Source organism: Candidatus Phyllobacterium onerii, from assembly GCF_028331445.1.
In the GTDB taxonomy this organism is placed as follows: domain Bacteria; phylum Pseudomonadota; class Alphaproteobacteria; order Rhizobiales; family Rhizobiaceae; genus Phyllobacterium; species Phyllobacterium onerii.
In genome coordinates, this window is record NZ_JAQMHX010000006.1 from 1 (window position 1) to 25,216 (window position 25,216).

Annotated in this window: 15 protein-coding genes and 1 pseudogene; 8 read left to right on the forward strand and 8 right to left on the reverse strand. The window is 55.3% G+C overall.

Annotated features, from left to right (window positions below; translation table 11 throughout):
- The coding region (locus PHA01_RS14720) for a peroxidase family protein (protein WP_271896703.1) at nucleotides 1–6,540 on the reverse strand (6,540 nt) is incomplete at its 3' end.
- 347 nt (nucleotides 6,541–6,887) lie between these two features.
- Between PHA01_RS14720 and PHA01_RS14725 the strand changes: the two genes are divergently transcribed.
- Entirely contained in the window at nucleotides 6,888–8,255 is a 1,368-nt protein-coding gene (locus PHA01_RS14725) for a sensor histidine kinase (RefSeq protein ID WP_271896705.1), read from the forward strand.
- A 7-nt stretch (nucleotides 8,256–8,262) separates the two neighbouring features.
- Here the strand turns inward: PHA01_RS14725 and PHA01_RS14730 are convergent, their stop codons facing one another.
- From PHA01_RS14730 to PHA01_RS14740, 3 genes are all read right to left on the reverse strand, one after another.
- On the reverse strand, nucleotides 8,263–8,910 hold the full coding sequence (locus tag PHA01_RS14730; protein WP_334312027.1) for a response regulator transcription factor: 648 nt from the start codon (nucleotides 8,908–8,910) through the stop codon (nucleotides 8,263–8,265).
- A gap of 308 nt (nucleotides 8,911–9,218) precedes the next feature.
- Nucleotides 9,219–10,628: an adenylate/guanylate cyclase domain-containing protein gene (locus PHA01_RS14735; protein WP_271896707.1), complete on the reverse strand. Its 1,410-nt coding sequence runs from the start codon at nucleotides 10,626–10,628 to the stop codon at nucleotides 9,219–9,221.
- Nucleotides 10,629–10,981: 353 nt separating this feature from the next.
- Complete coding sequence (locus PHA01_RS14740; protein WP_271896709.1) at nucleotides 10,982–11,749, reverse strand: IclR family transcriptional regulator; 768 nt, start codon at nucleotides 11,747–11,749, stop codon at nucleotides 10,982–10,984.
- Nucleotides 11,750–11,933: 184 nt separating this feature from the next.
- On the opposite strand from PHA01_RS14740, the gene PHA01_RS14745 reads away from it, so the two are divergent.
- The 7 genes from PHA01_RS14745 to PHA01_RS14775 are packed head-to-tail and all read left to right on the forward strand — an operon-like array spanning nucleotide 11,934 to nucleotide 19,917.
- Nucleotides 11,934–13,508, forward strand: a complete 1,575-nt coding sequence (locus PHA01_RS14745; protein WP_271896711.1) for an ABC transporter substrate-binding protein — start codon at nucleotides 11,934–11,936, stop codon at nucleotides 13,506–13,508.
- Nucleotides 13,509–13,566: 58 nt separating this feature from the next.
- A complete protein-coding gene (locus PHA01_RS14750) occupies nucleotides 13,567–14,421 on the forward strand; it encodes an alpha/beta hydrolase (RefSeq protein ID WP_271896713.1) in 855 nt (284 codons plus the stop codon).
- Entirely contained in the window at nucleotides 14,418–16,028 is a 1,611-nt protein-coding gene (ggt, locus tag PHA01_RS14755; RefSeq protein ID WP_271896714.1) for a gamma-glutamyltransferase, read from the forward strand. Before PHA01_RS14750 ends, ggt begins: the two co-directional genes overlap by 4 nt.
- Before the next feature lie 11 nt (nucleotides 16,029–16,039).
- A complete protein-coding gene (locus PHA01_RS14760; protein ID WP_271896716.1) occupies nucleotides 16,040–17,014 on the forward strand; it encodes an ABC transporter permease in 975 nt (324 codons plus the stop codon).
- 4 nt (nucleotides 17,015–17,018) lie between these two features.
- Complete coding sequence (locus tag PHA01_RS14765) at nucleotides 17,019–17,933, forward strand: ABC transporter permease (RefSeq protein WP_271896718.1); 915 nt, start codon at nucleotides 17,019–17,021, stop codon at nucleotides 17,931–17,933.
- Nucleotides 17,930–18,907 (forward strand): ABC transporter ATP-binding protein, encoded by a 978-nt coding sequence (locus tag PHA01_RS14770; RefSeq protein WP_271896720.1) that lies wholly within the window; start codon nucleotides 17,930–17,932, stop codon nucleotides 18,905–18,907. Before PHA01_RS14765 ends, PHA01_RS14770 begins: the two co-directional genes overlap by 4 nt.
- Nucleotides 18,907–19,917 (forward strand): ABC transporter ATP-binding protein, encoded by a 1,011-nt coding sequence (locus tag PHA01_RS14775; RefSeq protein WP_271896722.1) that lies wholly within the window; start codon nucleotides 18,907–18,909, stop codon nucleotides 19,915–19,917. The genes PHA01_RS14770 and PHA01_RS14775 overlap by 1 nt, the downstream gene beginning before the upstream one ends.
- A gap of 531 nt (nucleotides 19,918–20,448) precedes the next feature.
- Here the strand turns inward: PHA01_RS14775 and ftsZ are convergent.
- The 4 genes and pseudogenes from ftsZ to PHA01_RS14795 form a co-directional block, all read right to left on the reverse strand.
- Nucleotides 20,449–21,465: pseudogene (gene ftsZ / locus PHA01_RS14780) on the reverse strand (cell division protein FtsZ); the annotation flags it as partial.
- Between the two features lie 357 nt (nucleotides 21,466–21,822).
- Nucleotides 21,823–22,539 carry an ATP-binding cassette domain-containing protein gene (locus tag PHA01_RS14785; RefSeq protein WP_271896726.1) on the reverse strand — a complete coding sequence of 239 codons (717 nt, stop codon included), beginning with the start codon at nucleotides 22,537–22,539 and terminating at the stop codon, nucleotides 21,823–21,825.
- 30 nt (nucleotides 22,540–22,569) lie between these two features.
- The gene (locus PHA01_RS14790; protein WP_271896727.1) at nucleotides 22,570–24,303 is read right to left on the reverse strand and encodes an ABC transporter permease; all 1,734 of its coding nucleotides are present in this window, start codon (nucleotides 24,301–24,303) and stop codon (nucleotides 22,570–22,572) included.
- 9 nt (nucleotides 24,304–24,312) lie between these two features.
- The gene (locus PHA01_RS14795) at nucleotides 24,313–24,768 is read right to left on the reverse strand and encodes a hypothetical protein (protein WP_334312028.1); all 456 of its coding nucleotides are present in this window, start codon (nucleotides 24,766–24,768) and stop codon (nucleotides 24,313–24,315) included.
- Between the last annotated feature and the right edge of the window lie 448 nt (nucleotides 24,769–25,216).

Below are 25,216 nucleotides of genomic sequence, written 5' to 3' on the forward strand. Positions count from 1 at the left end.
ATCGCCGCCTTCCGCACTGATGAAATCATCGCCTTCATCGCCGCGGATGACATCGGCACCGCCGCCGCCCACCACCGTGTCATTGCCGCCCAATGCTATGATGTTCTCGCCGTTGGCCGTGCCAAGCAGAACGTCCGCATTGGCTGTACCCACAACCGGAGCCCCTGGTGAGTTCGAACCTGGAGCAGGAGCATCGTCATCCTCCTCTACCGGCTCCCCGCCAATCTGAGGCATGCCGTCTGGCGCAGTGAACTTGATGGTTTGTTCACTGCTGGTCAGTGTCGTGACGCCATCTTCTATGGTTGCTTCATAGTCTGCAATGGTCGCTCCGTTTGGCAATTCGATCACATCCTGGGGACGGAGGTTGCCGACAATCGTGTCGTTACCGCCGTTGGACCTGAAGACGATGCGATGCGCCGAGTCCAGCGATGAGATATCCACCGTATCATCGCCTGCATTGCCATCAATAGTGATGGTATTGAAGTTCAGGCTGGTGAAGGGCGCATTGAAGTTGCCGATGACCTGAATCGTGTCACCGCCATTACTACCGCTTCCACCGGGAGGTGTTCCACCAGGCGAAGTTACCTGCTGTGTGTTGACCCGGATCTCTTCGATGTTATCGAGTTCGGCGATGACTGTTGTGGTTGCACCAACCGTACGGGTGATAACAATCTCGGTATTAGCTCCCAACACCGGAATGTTTGCTGCGAGAGCAGCTGCCTTCGCATAGATGCGGAATATCTCGGCCCCCGCTCCGCCGTTCAACACGAAGGTGTCGGTAGCACCGGCTCCGCCGTCGATCATGTCGAAGCCGTCACCAGTTGTCCAGTTGATCGTGTCATTGCCTGTGCCCGCGAGGATGATATCGTCGCCCGCACCGCCAGTGACTGTGTCTCCGCCGTCGCCAGCATCGATGTTGTCATTGCCACCGCCGCCGTTGATTGTAGTACCAGCAGTATCACCAATGATGATTTCGCTGGTGGCACCGCCATTGATGGTGCCTGTGACCCTGGTTACGTTCACCGCCGTTGTCGGATCAGTCAGTGTCCCGTCACTGGCAACGTAGTTGAAGCTGCCTCCTGCCCCACCGGTATCGGACACCGTCACCGCTGTGGCACCAAGAGTGGGCGCGTTGAGACCGTTCTGGCCGCCCACCGACGTGATTGTCACCGGCGAGCCCTCAGGGTCTGTGTCATTCGCGAGAAGTGCCGACCGGGCGATGGAGAAGTTCACGCCTGAAGCGACATTGGTAATAACAGTGTCGTTGTTTCCGACCGGCGCATCATTCGTGGCGGTGACAGTGACCGTCGCCGTGGCGACGTTGCTGTTCAATAGCCCGTCATTGACTGTAACCTGAAGTGTTCTAGCGCCAGCGGTCGGGTTATCCGACGTGTTCGCATATCGCACTTGCTGGATCGCCGTCCGGTAGTTGGCAATCGTGGTTGTTCCGGAGAGGTTTAGAGTGATCTGACCTGCTACGGATGTGTCCACTGATGAGGTAATGCCGCCCGGAAGCCCGCCAAGTACCGACAAGACGTCACCCACGCTGGCATTGGTCAGAACGACGCGGGCCGAAGCCATAGTCGTGCCATCATCGGTAATCACGGAGCCGACGGCGATTGCGACACCAAGTCCGTTTTCGGTATAGCTCGTTTGATAGTTGTTGCCGGGCGTACCTGGAATGGTCGTGGTAGTTGTCGTCGTCGTGGCAATATTAACGTTGTTTATGCGGACATCTTCCCCCGCTCCAGTAATCGTCGAGGCGACAAAGCGGATTGCTGAATTCGGCCCAGCCCCCGTGAGGTTCAGGTTGAAACTCGGATTATCCGCACCATCCCCTCCACCGGAGGTGCTGCCTATCGTTTCAAGTACGGTGAAATTCCCGGGGGTAAAGTTCCCAGAGGCTGAATATTGCACCTGGACGGTTTCCCCAGCGTCGATGCTGCTAGAGCCGTTATTTCGATCATACTCGAACGACAGGACCGCGGTCGTCAGGCCGGAGAGATTGACGGTACGTGTGATCGACGCGCCGTCCCCCGTCAGGAAGCGAAGGTCGTTGGTGCCGTTGTCGAGTTGGATCTGGCCGGCAGTGACGCCGCCGCTGTCATTCGCCTCCACCCAAGGCGTTGCCGCCCAGTTCACGGTACCATTGGTGTTGTTAAAGGCTGGTGTATCGAACGTATCGCGAAATGCCTGAGGAGCAGATACAGTCGACGTCGTTGTGACGTCGCCGTGGAGGTCCAGTGTCGGGGCCAGCAGCGAGATGTCCTGATCGGTGAAGTCCAGAACTTCGATGTTGCGGAGTGTATCTGTACCGTCTGTTGCGAGACCACCGGTATGCGCCACGGTGATCGTTCCGTCGGTATTGAACGCGATATCGTACTCATCTCTGGCGCCCGAGAACACCGCGCGATCCACGTCAGCGACATTATCTGCAGTGTCACGGATCGTACGTACAATCGCCAGTTGGCCTGGATTAATCGTACCGGCGAACATCGCAGCGGTAAGTGTTGTCATGCTGTTATGCAAGGCGATAGGCGCACCGGTATGGTTTGGATCGTTGGCCGCAAACACGCCGATCTGCACGTCAAGCCATTTGTCGCCGTCGATGATGTCATCACCGGCGTTGCCCGTGATCCGGTCGCTGCCGTCACCGCCTAGGATGATGTCGCCAGCTGCGAACGAGGTGACACCTTCTCCCAATATAGCCTGGAGTCCGTTTATAAGGGCGATACCTTGTGCATCAAGTGCGCTTCCGTAAAAGCCTGTGGAACCACCTTGTGCAAGTGGAGCAAGCGAAACCACATCCTCATTCGAACCTGCCAATACGTCGTCAAAACGTGTTCCAGACAAACCCTGCACGGATTCGAACTCGTCTAGTGCCGTATTTGGCGGCAGCGTCGGTGCTTCGTCGAACACGATTGGGATCGAGAGATCGGCATTCACACCAGTTACGTTATTTTTGTAAGTCGCCCAGTCGAAGCCGGACATGCCCGCCATTTTGCCACGGCCCGGGCTACCAACGAAGATGTCGTCGCCACCCTCTCCGATAAACTCGTCGAAGCCGCCATCGCCAAGGAATACGTCGTTGCCGCGAATGCCGTCACGTGCGAAAATTTCGTCGAAATTGTCGCCGGGTGCGCCGTCGAAGGTGCCCGTTTCGAGCCAGTCATCGCCTTCGTTGCCAAGCAGGCGTTCAGCGTTCTTGTTGCCGAGGATAAAATCATTACCCTCGCCGCCGAAGACCTCCGAGCCCATGTCTGTACCGAGAACGATGAAGTCCTGTCCAGCACCTGCAAGGACCAGATCAAGTCCGTTACCGGCATTGACGACGTCGTTGCCGTCACCTGCCTTGATATTGTCGTCGCCACCCGCATCACGGATGATGTCGTCGCCGGCGCCACCGTTGATGATGTCGTTGCCGAAACCACCTTCAAGTCGATCATTGCCACCATCACCGAACAAGGTGTCATCACCAATGCCGGCAACCATAATGTCATTGCCCTCGGTGCCGCCGAGCACAACGTGCTCCTCACCGGTGTAACGCAGGTAATTGGTATCGGCGCCTGCGGTAGCGGGATTGTTGCGGATCACGAGCGGAGTGAGGATGCCGCCGCCTGCGGGATCGATGCCAAGATTGTCAGCAGCTTCGTTGATGGCCGTGTTCGGATCATCGTCCATGATGCCATCGGCACCAGCGGTCTCACCCAAGCCTTCATTGTATTGCCTGGTCCTGTCGACCTCCAGGATGAGGCCGGGCGTCGAGAATACGTCAGACGGCAGGTGCGTCGCGTCGGTGTTGCGCATGATCAGCGAGGCAAAGGAATTGCCCTCCATCTCGCTAAACAGGTGCAGGCCGTCAAGCCGCTGCAAGTAATAGAACCGATCACCGTTCTGGAGCTTTTCCATCTGCGTCTCGAAGACGAAGTTGAAGGTTGAGCCCAGCATACCGCCGAACGGCATGGTTTCTTCGGCAAGTCCACCGATCCATAGATCGACATTGTTGAGTCCGCCTAGATTTCCTCCGGCATAGCCGTTGGTTGCATTGAGGAAGTCCACGGCGTCCGCAGGGACCACAAAGCCAGCGATGAGGGCAAATTTACCGGTGGCGATGCCTGTAATGAGCGTCAGCGCTGCGTCACGTTTGCCTTCGATCGTGGTTTCGCCGGTTATCAGCGAGTGCGTGCCATAGGCAGCGATGAAATTGATGATCGAAGCTTCATTCTTGAGATGTCCGGCGAAATCGACCCAACTCTCATAGGGCTTGAGCAAGGATTCTTCGTTCGTAGCTTCGTAAAATTGGCTCCGCGCTTCATTCAATGACGGTACGCCGGTGTCACGGCCACGCGCCAGGTTGATGGTAGCCAGATCCAGCGGAAGCCCAAGAAGGTTGTTGCGAAGGGCACTGGTGACGAATTCATCGATCTGATTACCCGCCTGCCGGGTCATGCCGCGGATGATGGCGCCGGCCGCAATGTTGGCATCGACGACGCCACCAGTACCGTTAGTCTCGAACTGGAGCGGGTTAAGGAAGCCTTCGATCAAACCGATATCATGATCAGTGAATGTCGGATCGAAACGGTCAATGGTCTCAGTCAGCATCGAGTGGCCGAAGCGGTAAACAACGTGGGCGAATTCGGCCACGATATCGGGATTGATCGTGACGTCGTACCCGTCGGGGACGAGGAAGACGTTGATATTTGGCTGAATCTTGCGGGCGAATTCTTCGAACACGAGATGCTGGTATTGCATTTCGGTGCCGAACTTGGCGGCCTGGAACAGACGTTCACCATCCCAAACCAGGGCTGCGACTTCTCCCGCTGTTTCCGGGACCGAGGCCACGTCGTTGATCAACCATTCATTGAGAAACGCGGTTGCTTCTTCCTGAGAGGCGCCGTTGGCGAGCATGGTTGTTGCATCGGCAAGGGTGACTGTCTTTGTGTGCTCCACAAGACGGTTATGCTCCGAGTGGAAAACGTGATGGACGGCCGTCAAACCGATATTTTCGTTGGCGCGGCCATCGCCGGCGATGAAATGCGCGTCGAGTAATTCGTTGTCATAAAATCCATTGGTCGGCCCGTTGTCTGGATTGCCCAGGCCGATTTCGATGTCGCCATCGGCCAGGCCTGTCGGCACGGCGCTATGGGCGATATCGGCAAGGAAGGCATGACCGGTGCGAACGGCGCCGGCCGTCAGTACGCCGAGCCCGCCATTTGCCGTGGGATCGCCCTCGACCATGATGAAGGTGCCCGGTGTGGCGCCAGGGAAGATCATCTGCGGGTAACCGTTGGGACCCGGAATGAAGTTGCCATACTGGTCGGCGGCGAGGAGGGGAATATTGCCGACGTCGGAGTCGATCAGCTGGATGCCTAGCAGATCGGCGGCCTGCGCCTTGACGTCAGCCCATGTGGCCATGCCACCATTGACGCCTTCAATCAGCTTGCCGGTCGATACCGGATCGCCCGCTGCATTCAGCGCATAGCCACGCAGAAACACCTGGTGCGAGGAATGGGACGTATAGGTTTGGTTCTGATCGACGAACGGCGTCGTGGTATTGACCGGCCGCGTGTCGTCCGCGCCTTCGTTGACATTTAAGGTTGTCGGATCATCACCCATGATGCCATCAGCGCCTGGGCCGACGGTTGCGCGGGTCAGCACCATGAAGTTCGGTGCTCCTGGGGTTGTGTCGAAAAGTGGATCGTCCGGCTGCAACGGTATGAACACGGTTCCGCTACCGCCCTTGTTGACGAGGTCAAGGCCATGATCGAAGAACTGGCCGAACAGCGTAAACCAGGAATTGAACGGTGCCGACAGGCCCTCGTCGGGCGCGATATTCGGTATTGAGACATTGGAACCTTCAAGCTCGACGCCATAGGTGCCGAGGAGCGTCATCAGCGGGTCGTCAACAGCATCGAGAGCCGTCTGCGCGTCTGTGACATCTTGTAGTGCGGCGGCGGCGGCGGCTTGAAGCGCGGCATTGCCAGGGCTTGCAGCAGCTGCGGCGGAGGCGTTGGCATAAGCACGCTCGGCATCGCCAAGATCATCGAACAGTGGCTTCAGCGGAGCGTATGCAGCAGATATTTGTGCCGTTATGGCCATCTGGTTAACCGGTGTTACGGTACCGGCGCGTTGCAGGGCGGTCAGTATTGCTGAGGGATTGCCGAGCGTCTGGTCGACAATCAGGTTGGAAATAGTGCGCAGTGCCGGATCAACGACAATCGAGTTGGGATTGTTCGATGGATTGTAGTTAGGCGCCGTCGGCATCGCGGGTGCCGGGCCAGGGCCGTCCATATCGAGTGGCGTGCCGTCGGCCGGACGGAAATCCGTACCCAGTCCTTCGGGGAATGGCTGGTCAGACGATCCCCACGTGGGATGCAGCAGATTGTTATAGGTGCCATCGACAGTGCGAAGGCCCCAAGCCAGATTATAGGTGGGAATCAGACCACCGGGTCCATAAAGCGGCTGTCCTCCGGCATGAGCCTCGGCAATTTTGATTTGCGCCAGGATGAAATCCAGATCCGAACGAATATAGCTGACCATGTTGCTCTCCCATTAGACACACAAGAAATCGTCGTGTCGGACGATGTTTCCGCCTTACGTCTGCTCATGCCGACGCATTTACTTTGACCCTCAACTTGGTTTCTCTTGACCGCTCCCAGAACAAAGGGACAAACTGGTTCAAAATAACTTCGGCACGAGTTTCGATGGTCGGATAATGTAAGGGGGGAAGCGAACTTGATAGTTCGGAAGGTCCAGTCAAATACACAGACTTTCGTCGGCGGGAAGGTGGGACTTTGGGCCCGAACCAAAATGTGACCTATGGCCCTAAGGACGAAGGTAGTCCTTCAAAATCCAATACCCTGTTCCAACATTGGCACAGCCTGGGTTTGACATCGCAATTCCTTATTGTGGCGACGCTCATCGTCTGTGGTTCAATGGCGGTACTGGGCGAATGGCTAAGCTCGCAGATTGCAGCGAACCAGCTTCGGAGCCGTGTAGAAGCCGGAGCACTCTATGTTGAGGGATTTCTGGCCCGCCATGTGGAGGAGACCGAGGATGGGCCGAGGGTTGCCACCGACCGGCAGAAGGAACTCGACGAACTTTTGATCGGGACTGAACTCTCCAAGCGCGTCGAAGGATTCCGAATATGGCGCCAGGACGGCTCAGTCATCTACAGCACAGACAAATCTCTGATGGGAAAGCGGCTTCCATCGACCGACATCGACAAGGCGTTTGCTGGGACAGTCGTCTCGCAGTTGGAAGTTGGACATAACGACGAAGGAGATATCACGCTGGGTGACCATCAATCTTTGATCGAAATCTACGCGCCTATTTATCGCCCGGGCTCACACGATGTAATCGCCGTCGGAGAACTCTACGAGGAGGCTGAACAGTTTATCCTTCAGCGCAACCGCGCTCAGCGCCATACTTGGGCCATTGTCGGCGCGACGACGCTGGCAATCATGGGGCTGCTTTTTCTCATCGTCAGGCGTGCGAGCAATGTCATCGAAAGCCAGCGAGTGACGCTGAAGTCCCAGTTGGCCAATGCGCAGGCATTGGCTGAACAGAACAAAAAACTCCGAAAGGCTGCCGACCACGCCCGTATGGACGCTACCAAATCCAATGAGACGCTGCTCAACCGCATTGGCTCTGACCTGCACGACGGACCGGTTCAGCTGCTCAGTCTTTTGATCCTCAGGCTTGGAGGCGGCTCTTCCGGCCCGGCGATGGGGTCAGATCTGCCGAAAAACGCGCCTCAGGAACTTCATCCCTCGCGGCTAGCAAGCCAAGTGCTTACGGAGCTGCGCGAACTCTCGACAGGACTCGTTCTGCCAGAGATCGAGAACATGTCGCTCGAAGCGGCGCTTCGTGTTGCTGTGGAACGTCACGAGTATGCGACCGGTTCAGTTGTCAGCGCGAGTTACATTGGCCTGCCAGACAATGTTGCCTATCCATTGAAAATTTGCCTTTACCGTGTTGTTCAAGAAGGGCTCAACAATGCGTTCCGACACGCTTCCGGATTGGGCCAAAAAGTCACGGCTTCGGCGGACGGAAAAACCATTACTGTTGTCGTCAGCGATGCGGGGCCGGGATTGGTGCGGGCGGAAGGAGCCTCGGTGCGCACAAGGCCATTGGGACTTCAAGGCATCCGTAATCGCGTGGAAGCCTTCGGCGGTTCGGTGCAGTTCCAGCAGCGTAGCGGTAATGATACGCAATTGATCGTATCGGTCTCCCTGGAAAGCAACTCGCCTTAAGACGGTTCTAGTGGCGCGACATTGGCTCTCGTTGACCGCCGACCTCGAGCTTCTGGGCGGCAATGAGAACTTCGAGCCGATTTCGGGCATGCAATTTCTGCATCAGAATTGTCATGTAATTTTTGACAGTCTTCTCTCCGATGCCCAGCCCAACGGCAATTTCGCGATTAGTAAACCCTCGCAGCAATAGGCGAACGATCTGCTCCTCACGTATGCTCAACTTGATGGGACCCGCCGACATCCGTCGCAAGGAAGCAATTCTCAAGGCCTCGACGACTTTGCAGGCAAAACTTGGAGTGATGTAGGTTTCGCCGTTATGGGCCGCCCTTACGCCTTGAATGAGTTCTTCGGCGCTGCTGCCCTTCAAGATATAACCACTGGCACCAGCGTTAAGGGCCCGCACTGCATAATCGCTTGCAGTCATGGCGGTAAAAGCCACCACTTTTGTGCCGCCCGATTTTGTGACGATCTCGGTAATTACATCAAACACGTTGCCGGGCATGAACAGGTCGAGGACCATAACGTCCGGACGCAGCTTTTTGTTTATTTGAAGAGCATCGTCAGCAGTTGCTCCCTTGGCGACAACCGTAAAATCGTCGTTTACTTCAAAGAGGTTGACCACGCCAGCCAGCAAAAGCGGATGGTCGTCGACCAACGCGATCGATATTGAACCCATGATTGATGCCCTCACTATGCCTTTGCGGCTTTTATGGCTGTATTAGGCACTTATTTGGCTGTTCTGTCCTTAAACAATTGGGACTAACCAAAATCGATGGCCTGAAAGCATTGAAATAAGGAGGTGGTGGGGTAGGCGTTTTCCCTTTTGATGCAACCGATTGCCATCGGCAACCTGTTCTAGCCATCACTCATGTCTTTGGCGGGGACTGACAGGGATTGCGTCAAATCTTCCCTATGTCGTCGCCCCACAGCCAGCGATATGGCAAGCGGATATGAGCATTGGGTTCAGGGAATCGTAAAGATACTGATCTGATCCGTGATGCCGCGAAGAGTAACGGTTTGCGACATCGGCTTGAGACCACGATCCGTAAGGACATGGGAAACACGCGGATCATTGAGTACCGAACCGGTAGCGAATATCTCGCGCGAGGTTGCGAGGTGTTGGACCCGCGAGGCAATGTTGACAGTTTGTCCGAAATAATCCTGGCGCTCGTTGAGGCTGACGGCTATGCAGGGCCCTTCATGAATGCCGATTTTCAGCAGCAGATCTTCGCTGCCACGTTCCTTGTTGAGTCGCAGCATGGCATCACGCATCCGCATCGCCGCCACCAATGCCCGGTCGGGTGTTGGAAAAGTCGCCATTACCGCGTCGCCGATCGTCTTGACGACAGCACCTGCCTCTGCGCCGACAATCTCATTGAGTACACGGAAATGGGCCTTCACAAGATCGAATGCAGCCAAATCGCCCACCCTCTCGTAAAGCTCCGTCGAACCGCGTAGGTCTGTGAAAAGGAACGTGAGACTGGTAATCCGCAGCTTCTGGTCGACGTCGATGGTATCGGTACGATAGATGTCGCGGAATGTCTGATTGGAGAGTAGGGACTTGGCGGTAAGGAACGGGCGGCGCTTGCCGAGCATTGTGTGAAGAGCATCATTGGCCAGGCACACCGACGGAAGCGTGCGAACGTCGGTGTGATTCTCGACTGATATTCGCAAGGGACCGGGGCGCAAAGCGATCGTCTCGCTGTGCCGGTGCGTACGGTCAAATACGAGCGATACGGTCTGCCGTTCCTTGGTCGGCTCGCCGGTCACGTCCAAAAATTGAGCTGCGTGGGTCACCGGTTCAAAGACAATAATGAAGGCTGGTGGCAAATGCAGCGATATCACCGCTTTTTCTCCGGCGGGTAGTTCAAGCGACTCAATAATGAACTCGTCAACTTTTTCCCCAAAATCGTTGTCCGGCAAATCGACTCCCGAACCCCAATAAACCTGACGGAAATATTCCACGGCTGGCAGTTGGTGGGGATTGTGAGCCTCGATATGGCGCACACGCGGTGTCACGGTGAAGGTGACTTCTACCATTTCGTCGAGCGTCGGCTCGTAGCCGGCAGCACAGAGCGCGCAGGTGTATTCATCGCTTTGCACGGTCTTGAGCGAGGTATTAGCATCCAGAACGCCACCGCAGCCGGGGCAAAGAACATTCCACGACATTTCGAACAGGCCGAGACGTGATGCCTGCAGGAAGGCGCTGATCGTCTGCTCTTTATCAAGTTGTTCGCTGGCAGCAAAAGCCAGCGCATTGATACGGCTCAGCTTGCGATCCGGCGCTTCGCGAACGAGCCGTTCCAGGGCATCGACAACGCGGGGCTGGGCCGATTGACGGAGCATTGCAAACAAAGGCTTAGCTTCACTCATGAGAGTATTCTACACTGAAATCAGTGAGCGGACAGCGAATTCGTGGGAAGTTATGGCAGGCGAAGAAGACCACCGAAGTCCCATATGTCTAAACCCGATCCTGAACGCTATCATCACTTCGAACCCTAGACGCGCAGTAGACAGGCGGGTCCACATGCGGCTGAGAGCGGTAAACTATTAGCCAAATTACTGAGACTACGTCCTTTGGGAAAAGAGCCAATGTTGGGACACCTCCCGGGAGGCGTGTAATTGTTCCTGTTTTATGCTTCAAAAATCGCATAATGTCTCAACTCAACTTCCGCTGATGTCGCTTGAAGGTTAGCCTCGCCTAGATAACCCTCAACTGTTGATCGTTACCATCCGAGACGGGCGGATATTTTGGCGGCTGCATCCTTGAGCAGCAGTGTGTAGCGGTTGACATCACTTTGTTGCGTGCGAAAGGCGGGCGCCGCAACGTTGATGGCGGCTATCACAGAACCATCGAACGCCAGGACGGGAACCGAAACAGACACGAGTTGTTCGCTGACTTCGCCATAGCTCACGCAAACACCGTTTTTGCGGACATTTTCAAGTTCTTGCAGAAGTTTCGCGTGGTTTGTAATGGTGCTGTTTGTGAAGCGTGGGAGTGTCGCTGGTATCATCTGCATTTGAACTTGTGGCTGCAGGAAAGCCAGGAGCACTTTGTAAGAGCCCGCGAACAACGGACGACGGCGGCCGATCATGGCTTGAACGCGTAAATCGCGCATCGGCTCGAACTTGGCAATGCAGAGCGACTCGCCATTGTCGATGATACGCAATTGTGCGGTTTCATTCGTTTTTTGGCCGAGCTCTTCCAGGATAGGGCTTGCTATACGCACCAAGTCGACTTGTGTAGAGGCAGCAGTTCCCAACACGATTGCCGTATTGCCTAGGCGATACGTGCCCATCTTACTCTTTCGGACAAGTCCACGCTGTTCCAGTGTGCGTAACATCCGCAGAATTCTTGGCTTTGTCTCCTCGATATTCCTTGAAATATCCGACAGGCGGATATCGGGGTGTTTAGCCACATGCAGAAGGACGTCGATGGCAACATCAACTGATTGAATTATATCACCAGTTTTCTCTTTTGCGACGTCGTGCACACCAAAACCTCCGGTTCCAATATCGAACAATTTGATAGTGTATTCTGATGTTACGTCAAGCGTAACGTGTCAGATTTGTGTTTGACACATTGCGTCAAATAACCCTACCAATTCAAGTAACAGGGAAACAAATTTGCCCGAAAGTGGGCAGCTGACCAGACAGAATTGAAATGGGAGCTATGGAATGAGCACGAATATCCTCAAGCGGGCAGCTCTTTTGCTGGTTGCATCGATCGTAATGCCTGCCGTTACGTTGGCGCAGGAAACGCCACTGGTTATCGGCATGTCGACAACACCGACCACGCTTGACCCCCATGAAGACAGTTCTGCTGTTCAGAGTGCGACCTCACGGCACATTTGGGACAGCCTGATCAATCTGACGGCGACCTCTGGAAGTGCCCCGGAGCTTGCGACCGCGTGGACGACGATCGATCCCACACATTGGGAATTCAAGCTGCGACAGGGTGTCAAATTTCATGATGGTAGCGATTTCGACGCGGACGACGTCGTTGCATCGTTGCTTCGGGCTCGCGATAAGCCAAGCCAGGGCTTTGCATCCTACACGCGCAACATTGCTAGCGTCACTTCGAAGGATCCCTATACCGTTGTGATAGAGACCAAGGTACCCGATCCAATTTTGTTGAATTCGGTCAGCCGTATCCGAATTATCAGTGCCGACTGTAAGGATGCCCCGGTACAGGAGTTCGACAGCGGCAAATGTGCCGTCGGAACTGGCGCATATTCTTTCGTTTCGTATTCGCCCGGCAGCAATCTGACACTCAAACGCAATGACAGCTATTTTGCTGGTGCGTCGCACTGGTCCGATGTCACTTTGCGCTTTCTCCCTGACGACGGTGCCCGTCTCGCGTCATTGTTGTCGAACGAAATTGACATCATTGAAGCTCTGCCAGCCGACGGTATGTCGCGTGTGCAATCCAGTAACAACCTGCAGGTCATTAGCGGGCAGTCGTCCCGTCTTGTGTACATGGGTCTGGATGTGGGACGTGATGTATCACCATTCGTCAAAGCTGCAGACGGATCAGACTTGGGCAAAAATCCTCTAAAGGATTTAAAGGTTCGGCGGGCGATGCTCATGTCAATAAACCGACCCGCAATCGTTGATCGTGTGATGCAGAAAAACGGCACCGTGGCGGATCAATTCGTTGCCAAGGGCTATGCAGGGCACTCCGACCAGGTCGAGAACGTTGGTTATGATCCCAAGGCAGCAAAGGCAATTCTTGCGGAAGCGGGCTATCCGGAAGGCTTTAGCTTGACGCTACACGGGCCGTCCGGACGATATGTAAAAGATGCAGAAGTGCTTCAGGCGGTCGGGCAGATGTTCACGCGTATCGGCATCAAGTCGAGGGTTGAGGTTATGCCTTGGTCCATGTACTCGGAGGAATATTCCAAAGGGACATACAGCACCTACCTTGGCTCGTGGGGTGTCAATACAGGCGAGACAACCAACCCTGCAGTCGCTCTCGTGGCAACACGTGACGAAGCGAAAGGAACAGGTCGCTACAATGGTGGAGGGGTCTCTGATCCGAAGATCGATGAAGCGTTGGTGAAAGCGAGCTCTACGTTGGATGAGGCACAACGGGTGCCACTTCTGCAGGAACTCTCAACGCAAACGTTCAACAATCTGTGGCTTCTCCCGATGCACTACGAAAATGTCGTCTTAGGCGCCAAGAAGACGGTCACCTACACCCCGCGCGGTGACAAGTACACGCTTGCCTACGAGGTTAAGCCCGCAAACTAATAATCCCCGACAAATGGGGCTGCTTGCCGCAGCTCCAATGACTTCCCAGGAGACATTCATGCAGGAACTCGGTACGGGCGAAGCCGTCGCCCGGGCACAGGCCGTCTATGACTATGGCCAGACAGCAATTTTTGCGTCCAGCGTCGATCCACGACTACACATGGTCCTCTACGTGCCGCCGATTGCGGCGGATGGTCGAAAGCTGGATCTTCTCGTCGCTGTCCACGGAACGGGCAGGACATCTGCTATCGATTTTAGAGACGCCTTTGCAGAATTCGGGTTCCACAACGACTGTGCAATCCTGTGTCCAATTTTCCCCGTCAACGTGCTCGGTGATGGTGCGCGATCAGGCTATAAATTCCTTGAGGAAGGCGACATCCGTTACGACAAGGTCGTTTTGGCTATGGTCGAGGAGATGGCACAGAAATACCGTCAGGACTGGTCGCGTTTCGCTATGTTCGGCTTTTCGGGTGGAGGGCATTTCACTCATCGTTTTGCCATCCTTCATCCTGAGAAGCTCTGGGCAGCATCCATTGGAGCACCGGGCTCGGTGACTCTGCTCGACCCCACACGCGATTGGTGGGTAGGTATTCGCGATCTCGAAGCGCGCTTCGGCAAGGCCTTTCGGGCCGATGAACTTGCGAATGTTCCAGTTCATATGGTTGTAGGCGATGCCGATCTCGAAACTTGGGAAATCACCCACAAACCAGGTTCCAAATATTACATGGAAGGCGCAAACGACGCTGGTGAGAACCGCCCGGCGCGCCTGGAGGCACTTGCGAAATCGTTTCGTGACGCGGGTGTCAAAGTCACCTTTGACCGCGTTCCTGGCATCTCCCACGACAGAATGAAGGTGCTTGGTCATGTCAAAAATTTTCTTGCCAAAGTACTTCAGGAGCGGCGTTCGAAATGAGAAATGCAACGATCGTAGCACCGCAGCCTGAAGCTGTTGAAGCAGGTGCCGAGGTGCTGGAACGGGGTGGCAATGCTATCGACGCGGCGCTTGCCTGCGCGTTTGTCCAGGGTGTCGTTGACCCCCAAATGGCCGGCATCGGCGGATTTGGTTCCATGCATGTTTACATGCCTGGGAAGGGCATCCACGAAGTACTTGAGTTCTATGCTCGTGCGCCCCTGAAAGCCACACCCGACATGTGGGTCGACAAAATCAGACACCAAAGCCGAGACGGATTCGGATATGTACTTGAAGACAATATTTCCGACATCGGCTACCAGGCTGTTTGCACGCCGGGCTCCTTGAAGGGCTTCGAAACCGCGCTGCGTGACTACGGAACCTTTGACTGGGCAGACTTGATTGCGCCGGCGATCCGCTACGCACGTGATGGATTTATGGTGCGTAGCCATATGCATTGGTACTGGACAAAGGACCAGTCGAATGATGGTTTTGCAAATACCTTCGACAAGCTTCGGTTCTCAAAAACAGGCAGAGACATCTATTTCAACCGGGACGGTTCAATCAGAAACGTTGGCGATATCCTGATCAATAAGGATATGGCGAATACGCTCGAGCGTATTGCCAAGAGCGGTGGAACCGACATTTTCTACCATGGCGAACTTGCCGAGCAGATCGCAGCGGACTTTCAAGAGAATGGCGGCCTGATCGACCGCGATGATCTTGCAAAATACGAACTGTCCAAGATTAAGCCGATCTGGGGTGAATACCGCGGGAATCGCATCGCGACATCTCCGCCTCCCGGATCTGGATTTCCAATGTTGGAACTACTCCATATCATGGATCAGTTCGACGTCGGCGCGATGCAACACGGCAGCACCGAACATGTTCGAACTCTTTTCGAAGCGATGAAGCGCATGACGATCGACAAGGACGCTCACATGGGTGATCCTGCCTATGTCGAAGTACCTTTTGAGCGTCTCCTTACCAAGGAAAATGCAGCAAAGCATGCGGCATCGATCAGGGCCGGAGAGATAGCGAATGTTTCGCGTCTCGATAAGTCGCAGAGAGACACCACCCACGTCTCGGTGATTGATAAGCACGGTAATGCCGTCGCGATGACGCATACATTGGGGAGCCCCTCAGGCGCGATCACGGATGGCCTGGGTTTTATGTACAATGGTACAATGAGCCGGTTTAACCCCGTTCCCGGCAAACCCGGGTCAATCGCACCAGGAAAACGCCGGCCCAGCTCAGCTGCCCCAACGATTGTGTTCAAAGGCGACGAACCTTCCATCGTCATCGGCGCACCCGGCGGAAGCTACATCGCGCCTGCTGTGGCGCAATGTCTGATGAACATGATCGATTTCGACATGTCGGTCCTTGAGGCGGTTGCTGCACCACGAATCGTCGGTGTCTCAAATGAGATCGACATCTGCAATCGCATCAGGCGATCGGTAGAGAATGAGCTCTCTCGACAAGGATATGAAGTAGCACGTTCGGCGCAGACATACGCATTTGCCGCCGTCCACGCTATCAAGATTGAAGACGGTACCTCTACAGGTGCGGCAGATCCGCAGCGTGATGGTATGGCGATCACCGTCAACTAAGGAACAGGCACATGGTTACGTCCATTATCAGGAGGTTATTCCAGGCGCTCTTCGTTATTCTTGCAATGACGGTCATCGTCTTTATCGGGGTCAGCGTGATTGGCAATCCGGTTGACATCCTGATCAACCCGGATGCGAACCAGGTGGAGAGGGCGCGCGTTATCGCGCATTATGGTCTCGACGAGCCTTTGTGGAAGCAATACTTTATATTCCTGCGGGGACTGGCACAGGGCGACTTCGGAGACAGCTTCGTGTACGGCAGACCTGCCTTGGGTCTCATTCTCGAGCGATTGCCCGCTACGCTCGAACTCGCCATCGCTGCTCTGGGCATTGCAATCGTCATCGGGCTACCGCTTGGCCTCTACGCGGGCCTTTATCCCAGCCGCATTTCGTCGCGCATTATCATGACGGGATCGATTCTGGGATTTTCTCTTCCGACATTTTGGGTCGGACTGATGCTTATCATGATATTTTCGGTCGAGCTGGGATGGCTCCCTACGAATGGCCGGGGGCCAACCCTGGAGTTTCTGGGGGGGCAATGGTCATTCCTGACGAGCGACGGACTACGACACCTTCTCCTGCCAGCATTTAACCTGGCCCTCTTCAAGACATCCCTTATCTTGCGCCTCACGCGTGCTGGCGTTCAGGAGGTGCTTCCTCAGGACTATATAAAGTTTGCACGCGCCAAGGGCTTACGGGAGCGGCGGATCATCGCGGTTCACGTCCTGAAGAACCTGATGATTCCGGTTGTAACAATCGTCGGCCTGGAGTTTGGATCGCTGATTGCATTTTCGGTGGTCACGGAAAGCATTTTTGCCTGGCCCGGCATGGGCAAGCTGATCATCGACTCGATAAATCTTCTCGATCGCCCTGTCATCGTGGCTTACCTGATGATGATGGTGCTGCTTTTCGTCGTGCTGAATTTCGTCATCGACACTTGTTATACCATTCTGGACCCGCGTGTCCGGCTCGACTCGAAGGCATAGTCCAATGACCGTTTCGAACGCAGGCAACGAAACTATCGCTAAATCCGAGCCAAGTGGCTCTTCAAGGGTGATCAAGGATTTTTTCCGTTCCCCAGGAGCGGCCATCGGGTTTGCAGTTCTGATAATCATTTGCGGTTTGGCGATCCTCGCTCCGTGGATCTCGCCACAAAATCCCTATGACCTGATGCAGCTCGACATCATGGACGGCCGTCTTGCTCCCGGTTCCGAGTCCATGAAAGGCCTTGTCTACCATTTGGGAACCGATAGTCAGGGGCGCGATATTCTTTCGGGTATCCTTTATGGTCTCCGTACCTCGCTGACGGTTGGCGTGGTATCGGCAATAGCGGCGGCATTGATTGGCACAAGTGCTGGGCTCTTTGCTGCATACACGAGGGGACGAATCGAAACTGGCTTGATGCGGCTGGTTGACCTCCAGCTGTCATTTCCGACCATTCTCATGGCATTGATGATGTTGGCGGTGCTCGGCAAGGGGGTGACGAATGTGGTTATCGCTCTGATCATTGCCGAATGGGCGACATATGCTCGAACTGTTCGCGCCACGGCACTGGTTGAGCGAGAGAAGGAGTACATCGAGGCTGCAAGAATGCTTCGTTTGCCGGGCTGGCGTATTCTTTTACGACACCTTTTGCCAAATTGCCTCGCGCCGGTAATCGTCATTGCGACGATGCAGGTCGCCCGCGCCATTGGACTTGAAGCTACCTTGTCTTTCCTCGGTCTTGGGGCATCTGTCACGGAGCCGTCGCTAGGGATGTTGATATCAACTGGCTACCAGTATCTCCTTACAGGCCTTTACTGGATCAGTTTCTTTCCAGGCGTTGCCCTCCTGATCACTATTGTGGCGATCAATCTCGTTGGCGACAGAGTTCGCGACGTGCTCAATCCGAGGAACGCGTCATGACGTCTTTGTTGAGCGTGAATAATCTCGTCACGGAGTTCGGTGGCGGAAAAGGTGCCTCCGGTTTGAGGGCCGTCAATGACGTTTCTTTCAAAGTTGAGCGAGGGCGAGTTCTTGGGCTTGTCGGAGAGTCAGGTTCGGGAAAATCGGTGACGGGTTTCTCGGTCATGCGATTGCTGGAAAGGCCGGGGCGTATTGCGAGCGGACAAATTATCTTCGACGGTGTCGATCTGGCCAGACTTTCCAACGAAGAGATGCGGCAAATTCGCGGCAAGCGGATAGCCATGGTGTTCCAGGATCCGATGATGACGCTCAATCCGGTGCTGACCATCGAGACGCAAATGGTGGAAGCGGTGCGTGCGCATGATCAGGTTTCCAAAACCACTGCACGTCAACGTGCCAGAGATGCACTCGGGTTGGTCGGAATTCCAAATCCGGAAGAGCGGCTGTCTTCTTACCCGCATCAATTTTCGGGCGGAATGCGGCAGCGGGTGGTGATTGCAATCGCGCTTTTGCACAAGCCTGAACTGATCATCGCTGATGAACCGACAACCGCACTGGACGTCACGATCCAGAGCCAGATCATTTCCGAGTTCCAAAAACTGACGGAAGAATCCGGTACGGCCGTCATTTGGATAACACACGACTTGGCAATTGTTTCACGTCTGGCTGACGACATCGCAGTAATGTATGCAGGACGTCTCGTCGAAAGCGGTCCTGTTTCCAGTGTTCTCACGGATCCGAAACATCCCTACACAGCGGGGTTGATTGCGTCAGTTCCGTCGCGAAACCGACGCGGTGTTCCGCTGCGGCAGATACCGGGAATGACACCTGCGATCACGATGCTTCCTAGAGGATGCAGCTTTCGGACGCGATGCGACCGGGCGACCGACGAGTGCTTGGTCATACCCCCGCTCTTTCCTCAGCAAGAACGCTTCGTCCGCTGTTTTCACCCAGTAATGAAAGCGATGACCTGATGACGGCAGCATGTACCCCGTTGATCGAAGCCAGAAATGTCTCGCAGCAGTTCGGGGAAAAACCGGATCTTGCTGCCAAGATTGCCCTGAAGCTCAAGCTCGCAAGACCCGCGCCGATCGTTCACGCTTTAGATGGCGTTGATCTGGCGATCCAAAAAGGCGAGGTGGTTGGTCTCGTCGGGGAAAGCGGTTGCGGAAAGTCGACGCTCGGCCGTCTAATCGCAGGCATCACCTCGCCGAGCGAGGGCAGCATTCTGTGGGAAGGTGAAGACCGCGCTGCCATGTCCAGTGAAAAGCGACATCGCCTCGGCCTCATCACCCAAATGATTTTTCAGAACCCGATGGCGGCTCTCAACCCGCGTATGACGGTTGATGAACTGATTTGGGAAGCACCGAGCACGCACGGATTTGCCAGGCGCTCCGAGCGTCGCGACTACGTTGACAAATATCTGCGGCTGGCAGGGTTCGATCCGGCCATGAAAGCACGTTATCCTCACCAGTTCTCCGGTGGCCAACGCCAACGCGTCAACATTGCGCGCGCTCTGGCAGTTCAACCGAAATTCTTGGTCTGTGATGAGAGTGTCGCTGCGTTGGACGTTTCCATCCAGGCGCAAGTCCTCAATCTGTTCATGGAGCTGCGCGACAAGCTCGATCTCACCTATCTTTTCGTCAGCCACGATCTCGGTGTGGTTGAACACATTTCGGATCGCGTAGCTATCATGTACCTCGGTCGAATTGTGGAAGAAGCACCAGTCGAAGAAATCTTCAAACGGCCTAACCATCCGTACACTCAGGCTTTACTGGCCGAGGTCCCGCGCATCGAGTCTGGCAAAAGACGATTTCAGGTGGTGAAAGGAGAGCTCCCTAGCCCTCTTAACCCGCCAAAAGGCTGTCATTTTCATCCTCGCTGTCCATTCGCCATGGAGCGATGCCGTATCGACGCGCCTGTAAAGCGAGAAATCGCGCCAGGCCATAAGTCCGCATGCCACTTAAATGGCGAACGCCTGTGACAGATCCAGAGGGTGTGCCGCCGCTGTACCAAGCGTGCTCCCAAAATGAGTCGCAGAACGACGTATTCCCTGCTGAGCGCAATTGCAGAGTTTTCGGCACCAAAAGGTGGACAAAAATCGGCTTTCATCGGCCTTTTCAAAGGAGCGGTTGTCTATATACGCCGAGATTGCACACGCGGGCGGCGACACAGATTACAAACCGCCGCCTTACGTTCAGACGCTAAACGATACAGACACAACTGCGGAAGAATGAGGCATAGCCTGGTGGCGCGCATTAAAATGGTGTCCGAGACTAGCACTGTCGCAACGCGGACCTCACTCTGATTCGAACGGAACATTCCATGAGAGCTGCCATTTCCAAGTAATTAGGCCAGACGGCTCGCGTGCAGAGCGTTGCGGATACAACACCCGCTGCAACAGGCAACTGAGACATTACAAACGAGCCGCACAGGAGAGAACCATTCGACCCATTAGCGAGAAGCGCACTGGACGCGGTCACCTACAGCGCTACAGCGCGCGCCGTGGCAAGAACGAAACGTTCCCATCGCCAATGCCAAACGCGCCTATTGTGTCTGCGCCATCAACGTGATCGATGCCAGTAGCAACAACCGAAACCCGGAATGTTCCTTCAAGAGCGGTGTCGAACGTGGCTCCCAAAATGATGTTGGCTTCGTCGTCCACTTCCTCGCGAATCCGCGTGGCCGCCTCATCAACTTCGAACAAGGTCATATCCCGGCCGCCTGAAATGGAAACCAGGACGCCCTTGGCTCCTTTCATCGAAGCGACATCGAGTAGCGGATTTGCAATGGCCGCTTCAGCCGCTGCTGTCGCTCTGCCAGCGCCTGAGCTCTGCCCGGTACCCATCATGGCGCGGCCCATGTCGCGCATCACCGCCCGAACATCGGCAAAATCCAGATTGATCAGTCCTTCGCGGACCATAAGATCTGTTATGCAGGCAACACCGGAATAAAGTACGCGGTCCGCAGTTGCGAAAGCATCAGCGAACGTGGTCGACGCATCTGCAACGCGGAAAAGATTCTGGTTGGGGATAACGATGAGCGTATCCGCGCTGTCCCGCAGCAATTTGAGCCCGTCCTCTGCGAACTTCATGCGGCGGGTCCCTTCAAAATTGAATGGCTTCGTCACGACAGCCACCGTCAATATGCCGGCGTCGCGTGCTGCCCGTGCGATCACGGGAGCAGCTCCCGTCCCGGTTCCACCACCCATGCCGGCAGTTACGAAACACATATGGGTTCCGTTGAGGTGGTCCATGATCTCGTCGATGCTTTCCTCAGCCGCCGCCCGCCCGATTTCCGATTGCGACCCGGCTCCAAGGCCTTGCGTTACATTCACACCGAGCTGTATCAAGCGACCAGCCTTCGACATGGTCAGTGCCTGGGCATCGGTGTTTGCGACCACGAACTCCGTTCCCTGAAGCCCCTCGCGGATCATGTTGTTGACGGCATTGCCGCCACCACCGCCGACACCAATCACAGTTATATTTGGCTTCATTTCGGTGATTTCCGGATGCTTTGGGTTGCTCGACATCACTTTGTCCTTCCTTGCCTGCAGCGAACTGGCATAGTTGGCACGGGATGGGATTGCCGGATGAAATACCGAAAACGAATCAAATCAACTCATCCCGAGCAAGGGATATGAATCAGACAAGCGTCGTTGACGCAACCTTCGGCTCGCCCTCACTTCGATGCCGGGTGCTGCTTCGGAACTTTGCAGGACAGTCGATGACTCAGCGATAATTTTATTTGGCAGGTATCGAGGCGGGCATTGTCACATTCCATACGGTTTTTGTTCATTGCGCAGGAACATTTCCGTCGCCATTTACAAGAACAATCGCTTTGCGCCAAAGATCATCGCGCCCCGGTCTGGTTGTACTATCGGTTCCCACTAGGGCTGCGTGACCGTGTAGGTGCCGATCATCGGGGCACCCGTCTCCAGCCTGCTGATTACATCGGGGTCGATTGTGCCGTCCGGGGGCATCCCCGTCATCTTTTCGAAACTGGCCACCGCCTTGGTAACATTCTTCCCATAAATGCCGTCGATCACGCCCGGCGACGTACCCGCACGGTCGAGGAGAACCTGAAGGCGGACGATCGCAGGATCGGGATCCGCTGATGGTTTCGCGCTGCGCTCCGTCGGGGACGTCACAATCGCCCGCGCAAGCGCAACGCGCTGCTGCTGGCCACCGCTCAATTCGGTCCCGTAGCGATCGGAATATCCGGTCAGGCCGACAGTGCTCAGGGCTTCGCTTACTTTCGCCTCGATTGTTGCTGCTGGCTCGTGCCGGGTCCTGAGACCGTAGGCGACGTTCTCGTAGACGGTCATATGGGGCCAGACCGCATAGGATTGGAAAACCATATTGATGTCGCGTTTTTCTGGCGGAACGTCCCGCCCATCGGCCGCAACGATCTCCCCGTCTATACGGATCGTTCCACCGGAGGAGGCCTCCAGGCCAGCTATGCAGCGCAGAGTCGTGGTCTTCCCGCAGCCACTTGGACCAAGGAGCGAAACAAATTCGCCGTCCTCGACCACGAAGCTCACATCCTTGACGGCTGTGACGCTGCCATAGGTAACCACGAGATCTTCAACGCTTAGCTGAGCCAAGTCACCACTCCATATTCACGCGGCCGTACGTCAGCCACTCTGGGAAAGTTTCACACGAAGCAGGAACCTGCTGACGAGAATTCCAGCGATCAGTATGACCGTCTGGAGGATGCCGATGATCGCCGCATTTTGAACGTTGCCGAATTCCAGATAATCCCACGACATCACCGACAAGACCTTGTTGCTCGGTGAGGCGAGAATGATTGCCGCGCTGATTTCACGGATTGAAAAAATGAACACGAGAATCCATGCAGAGAGGACACTCGGCCGGATAAGCCTGAAGGTTATCTGTGATGCCGTGCGAAAATGGGACGCTCCGCAAAGCGCTGAGGCTTCTTCGAGAGATCTGTCGATCTGAATGATCGACGTATCGATCATGCGGTAGGCATAAGGGATATAGGTTGCAACAAAGGCGATAACCAATATCCAAACCGTTCCGTAGACGGGAGTCATCAGATAGGTCCAAAAAATGCCGGTACCAAAGACGATGCCTGGCACGGCAATCGGGAACATGGCGATATAGTCGAGAATTCCTGCGGCGCGGATACGAAGCCGCCGTATCGAATAGGCGAGGACAATTCCGAGAAGGACGCAGAAGGTTGGGGAGATCACTCCCACCAGCAACGTGTTGCTAATTGATTGTCGAACCGCAACCGAGGCAATGACAGAGCGAAAATTATCGAGTGTATAGCTGGCACTGAGGATGTTTGACGAAGTGAAGCGCGTAAAAGCTACATAAAACAGGGCGAAGTATGGGAGGATGATCGCCAGTGTCACATAGGCAAGAATGAAGCCTATCGCCGGAAGTCGCCAACCTCGAAGCTTCAGATATCGCGTGCGAAAGCCGCGCGCTGTCACGGTTACGAATCGCGTCGCGACCTGCGATGCAAAACGGTAGAAGGCGACGCCCATCAGTGAAATCCAAAACAACAATGTTCCGATGGCAGCAGCCCTGGCGTAGTCCACCGGATAAGTCGCGGTCGAACGGTAGATGTCTATCGCCAGAAACGGCATAGCCTGTGTCCCGCCGAGCGCGGCGGGGATAGAGAATGTCCCGCATGTCAGAACGAAGACAAAGAAGAAGGCCGAAATAATCGATGGCCGCACGACTGGGAGGGTCACCTTCAGCGCGGTTTCAAAAACACCGGCGCCGTTGAGATAGGATGCTTCTTCCATCGAAGGGTCCATACCCTTGAGCGCTGCAGAAACCGTCATGTAGGCGTAGGGAATATTGTAGAGGGTCATGACGAGAATGACCCCTGTCGCGGTCATCACGTTGATCGCATAGCCGGTCACGCCAAAAACTTCGCGAGCAAGAACATTGATCAGTCCGGCATTGGGTGAACCAAGAATGAGCCACGCCAAGGCACCAACAAACGGCGACAGATAAAGTGGAGCGATAACGGCATTTTCCATCCACGCCTTTGCGGGAATATCGGTGCGCGAGATCAGCCATGCCAAGGCGATGCCGACAAAACATGCGAGGAAGGAGACAGCGAGCGACGCTCCGATAGTCACGATCAAAGTCTTGAGGTACGGCGTTGTCGCGTAGACAGCGATCACGCTGCGCAAGGAGAAATGGGCGCGTGGATCGACGAATGTGCCCGTCCGCACCGCGCCGAGAAACATCAACACGATCGGCAGCAGGACCAGAACAGCGAGAATCAATCCGAGAATGACCGGAAGCGCCAGTCTCTGGCGTTTCCTTCGAACCAGGCCAACAGGAACGTTATCCGTTACAGGTATGGTCGCTGAAATTGTCATCGGACTGTTTCAGCGACCGAAAATCTGATTCCACTCGGCTATGATCGGTTTGGCCGGGTCCACGTATCCCGGATCGCTCAAGTAGTCGATGTAGAGACTTTCCGGATCCTTGTACCAGTCTTCCTTGTACCAATCGGCTTTGGCAGCCTTGCGAGGATCGACCGTATCTTCACGCGCGGAGGCAACACCCGCGACGCTGAACCATGCAGCTTGCCCATCCTGACTCATCGCCCAATCCTGGAACAACCGGGCGGCATTCGGGTGAGGTGCTCCAGCGGAGATCGTCTGCACGGTGAGATTGGCAGGCGTAGGAGTGGGGAAAACCCAACGGATCGGTGCACCCTTAAGATAAAAGCCGCCCATGTCGCTTTGCGATGCCTGATCGACGATGGCGTGTTCTCCAGCCGCAAGCCGGTCATACATGGGCGACTTGCTGTCGTAAATCTGAGGCTTGAGTGCTGCCATCTTGGCAAGAAAATCTGGTCCGAACTGATCGCGTTGCCGCCGAGGAACATATACACGTAGGAGTAGCTGCTCCCGCCGGAAGCGGGTGTACCCGTCGCGATACGTCCTTTCCAGCGCGGGTCCGTCAGTACGTTCCAGCCACCTTCCCGGATAAGTTTTTCTTCTTCTGGCGAGACGAGCTTAGAGTTCCAGGCGATACCCATTGCGTTCACAAACGCCGTGTACCAAACACCTTCCTTCTTCATCTCCGGCCGAATCCCGGCAGCGGAGGTGGGCGTATAGTCGGCAATCAGTTTCTCGTCATGGGCAGATTCAATCAGCACCGTATCGGTGATCTGCACGACATCAGCGACATGTTGACCCACACGTTCCTCGGTCAACCAGCGTTCAAAAAGTGGATAGCTCGGACCGCGAACGTTCTGTGTCGTGATTCCATACTTCTTGGTAA

Bases quoted from the DNA above. Each gene is read 5' to 3' on its own strand.
- PHA01_RS14775 (WP_271896722.1), top strand. From the start codon at position 18,907: ATGACGGCAGCATGTACCCCGTTGATCGAAGCCAGAAATGTCTCGCAG.
- PHA01_RS14735 (WP_271896707.1), bottom strand. From the start codon at position 10,628: ATGAGTGAAGCTAAGCCTTTGTTTGCAATGCTCCGTCAATCGGCCCAG.
- PHA01_RS14790 (WP_271896727.1), bottom strand. From the start codon at position 24,303: ATGACAATTTCAGCGACCATACCTGTAACGGATAACGTTCCTGTTGGC.
- PHA01_RS14770 (WP_271896720.1), top strand. From the start codon at position 17,930: ATGACGTCTTTGTTGAGCGTGAATAATCTCGTCACGGAGTTCGGTGGC.
- PHA01_RS14795 (WP_334312028.1), bottom strand. From the start codon at position 24,768: ATGGCAGCACTCAAGCCTCAGATTTACGACAGCAAGTCGCCCATGTAT.
- ggt (WP_271896714.1), top strand. From the start codon at position 14,418: ATGAGAAATGCAACGATCGTAGCACCGCAGCCTGAAGCTGTTGAAGCA.
- PHA01_RS14750 (WP_271896713.1), top strand. From the start codon at position 13,567: ATGCAGGAACTCGGTACGGGCGAAGCCGTCGCCCGGGCACAGGCCGTC.
- PHA01_RS14765 (WP_271896718.1), top strand. From the start codon at position 17,019: ATGACCGTTTCGAACGCAGGCAACGAAACTATCGCTAAATCCGAGCCA.
- PHA01_RS14760 (WP_271896716.1), top strand. From the start codon at position 16,040: ATGGTTACGTCCATTATCAGGAGGTTATTCCAGGCGCTCTTCGTTATT.
- PHA01_RS14745 (WP_271896711.1), top strand. From the start codon at position 11,934: ATGAGCACGAATATCCTCAAGCGGGCAGCTCTTTTGCTGGTTGCATCG.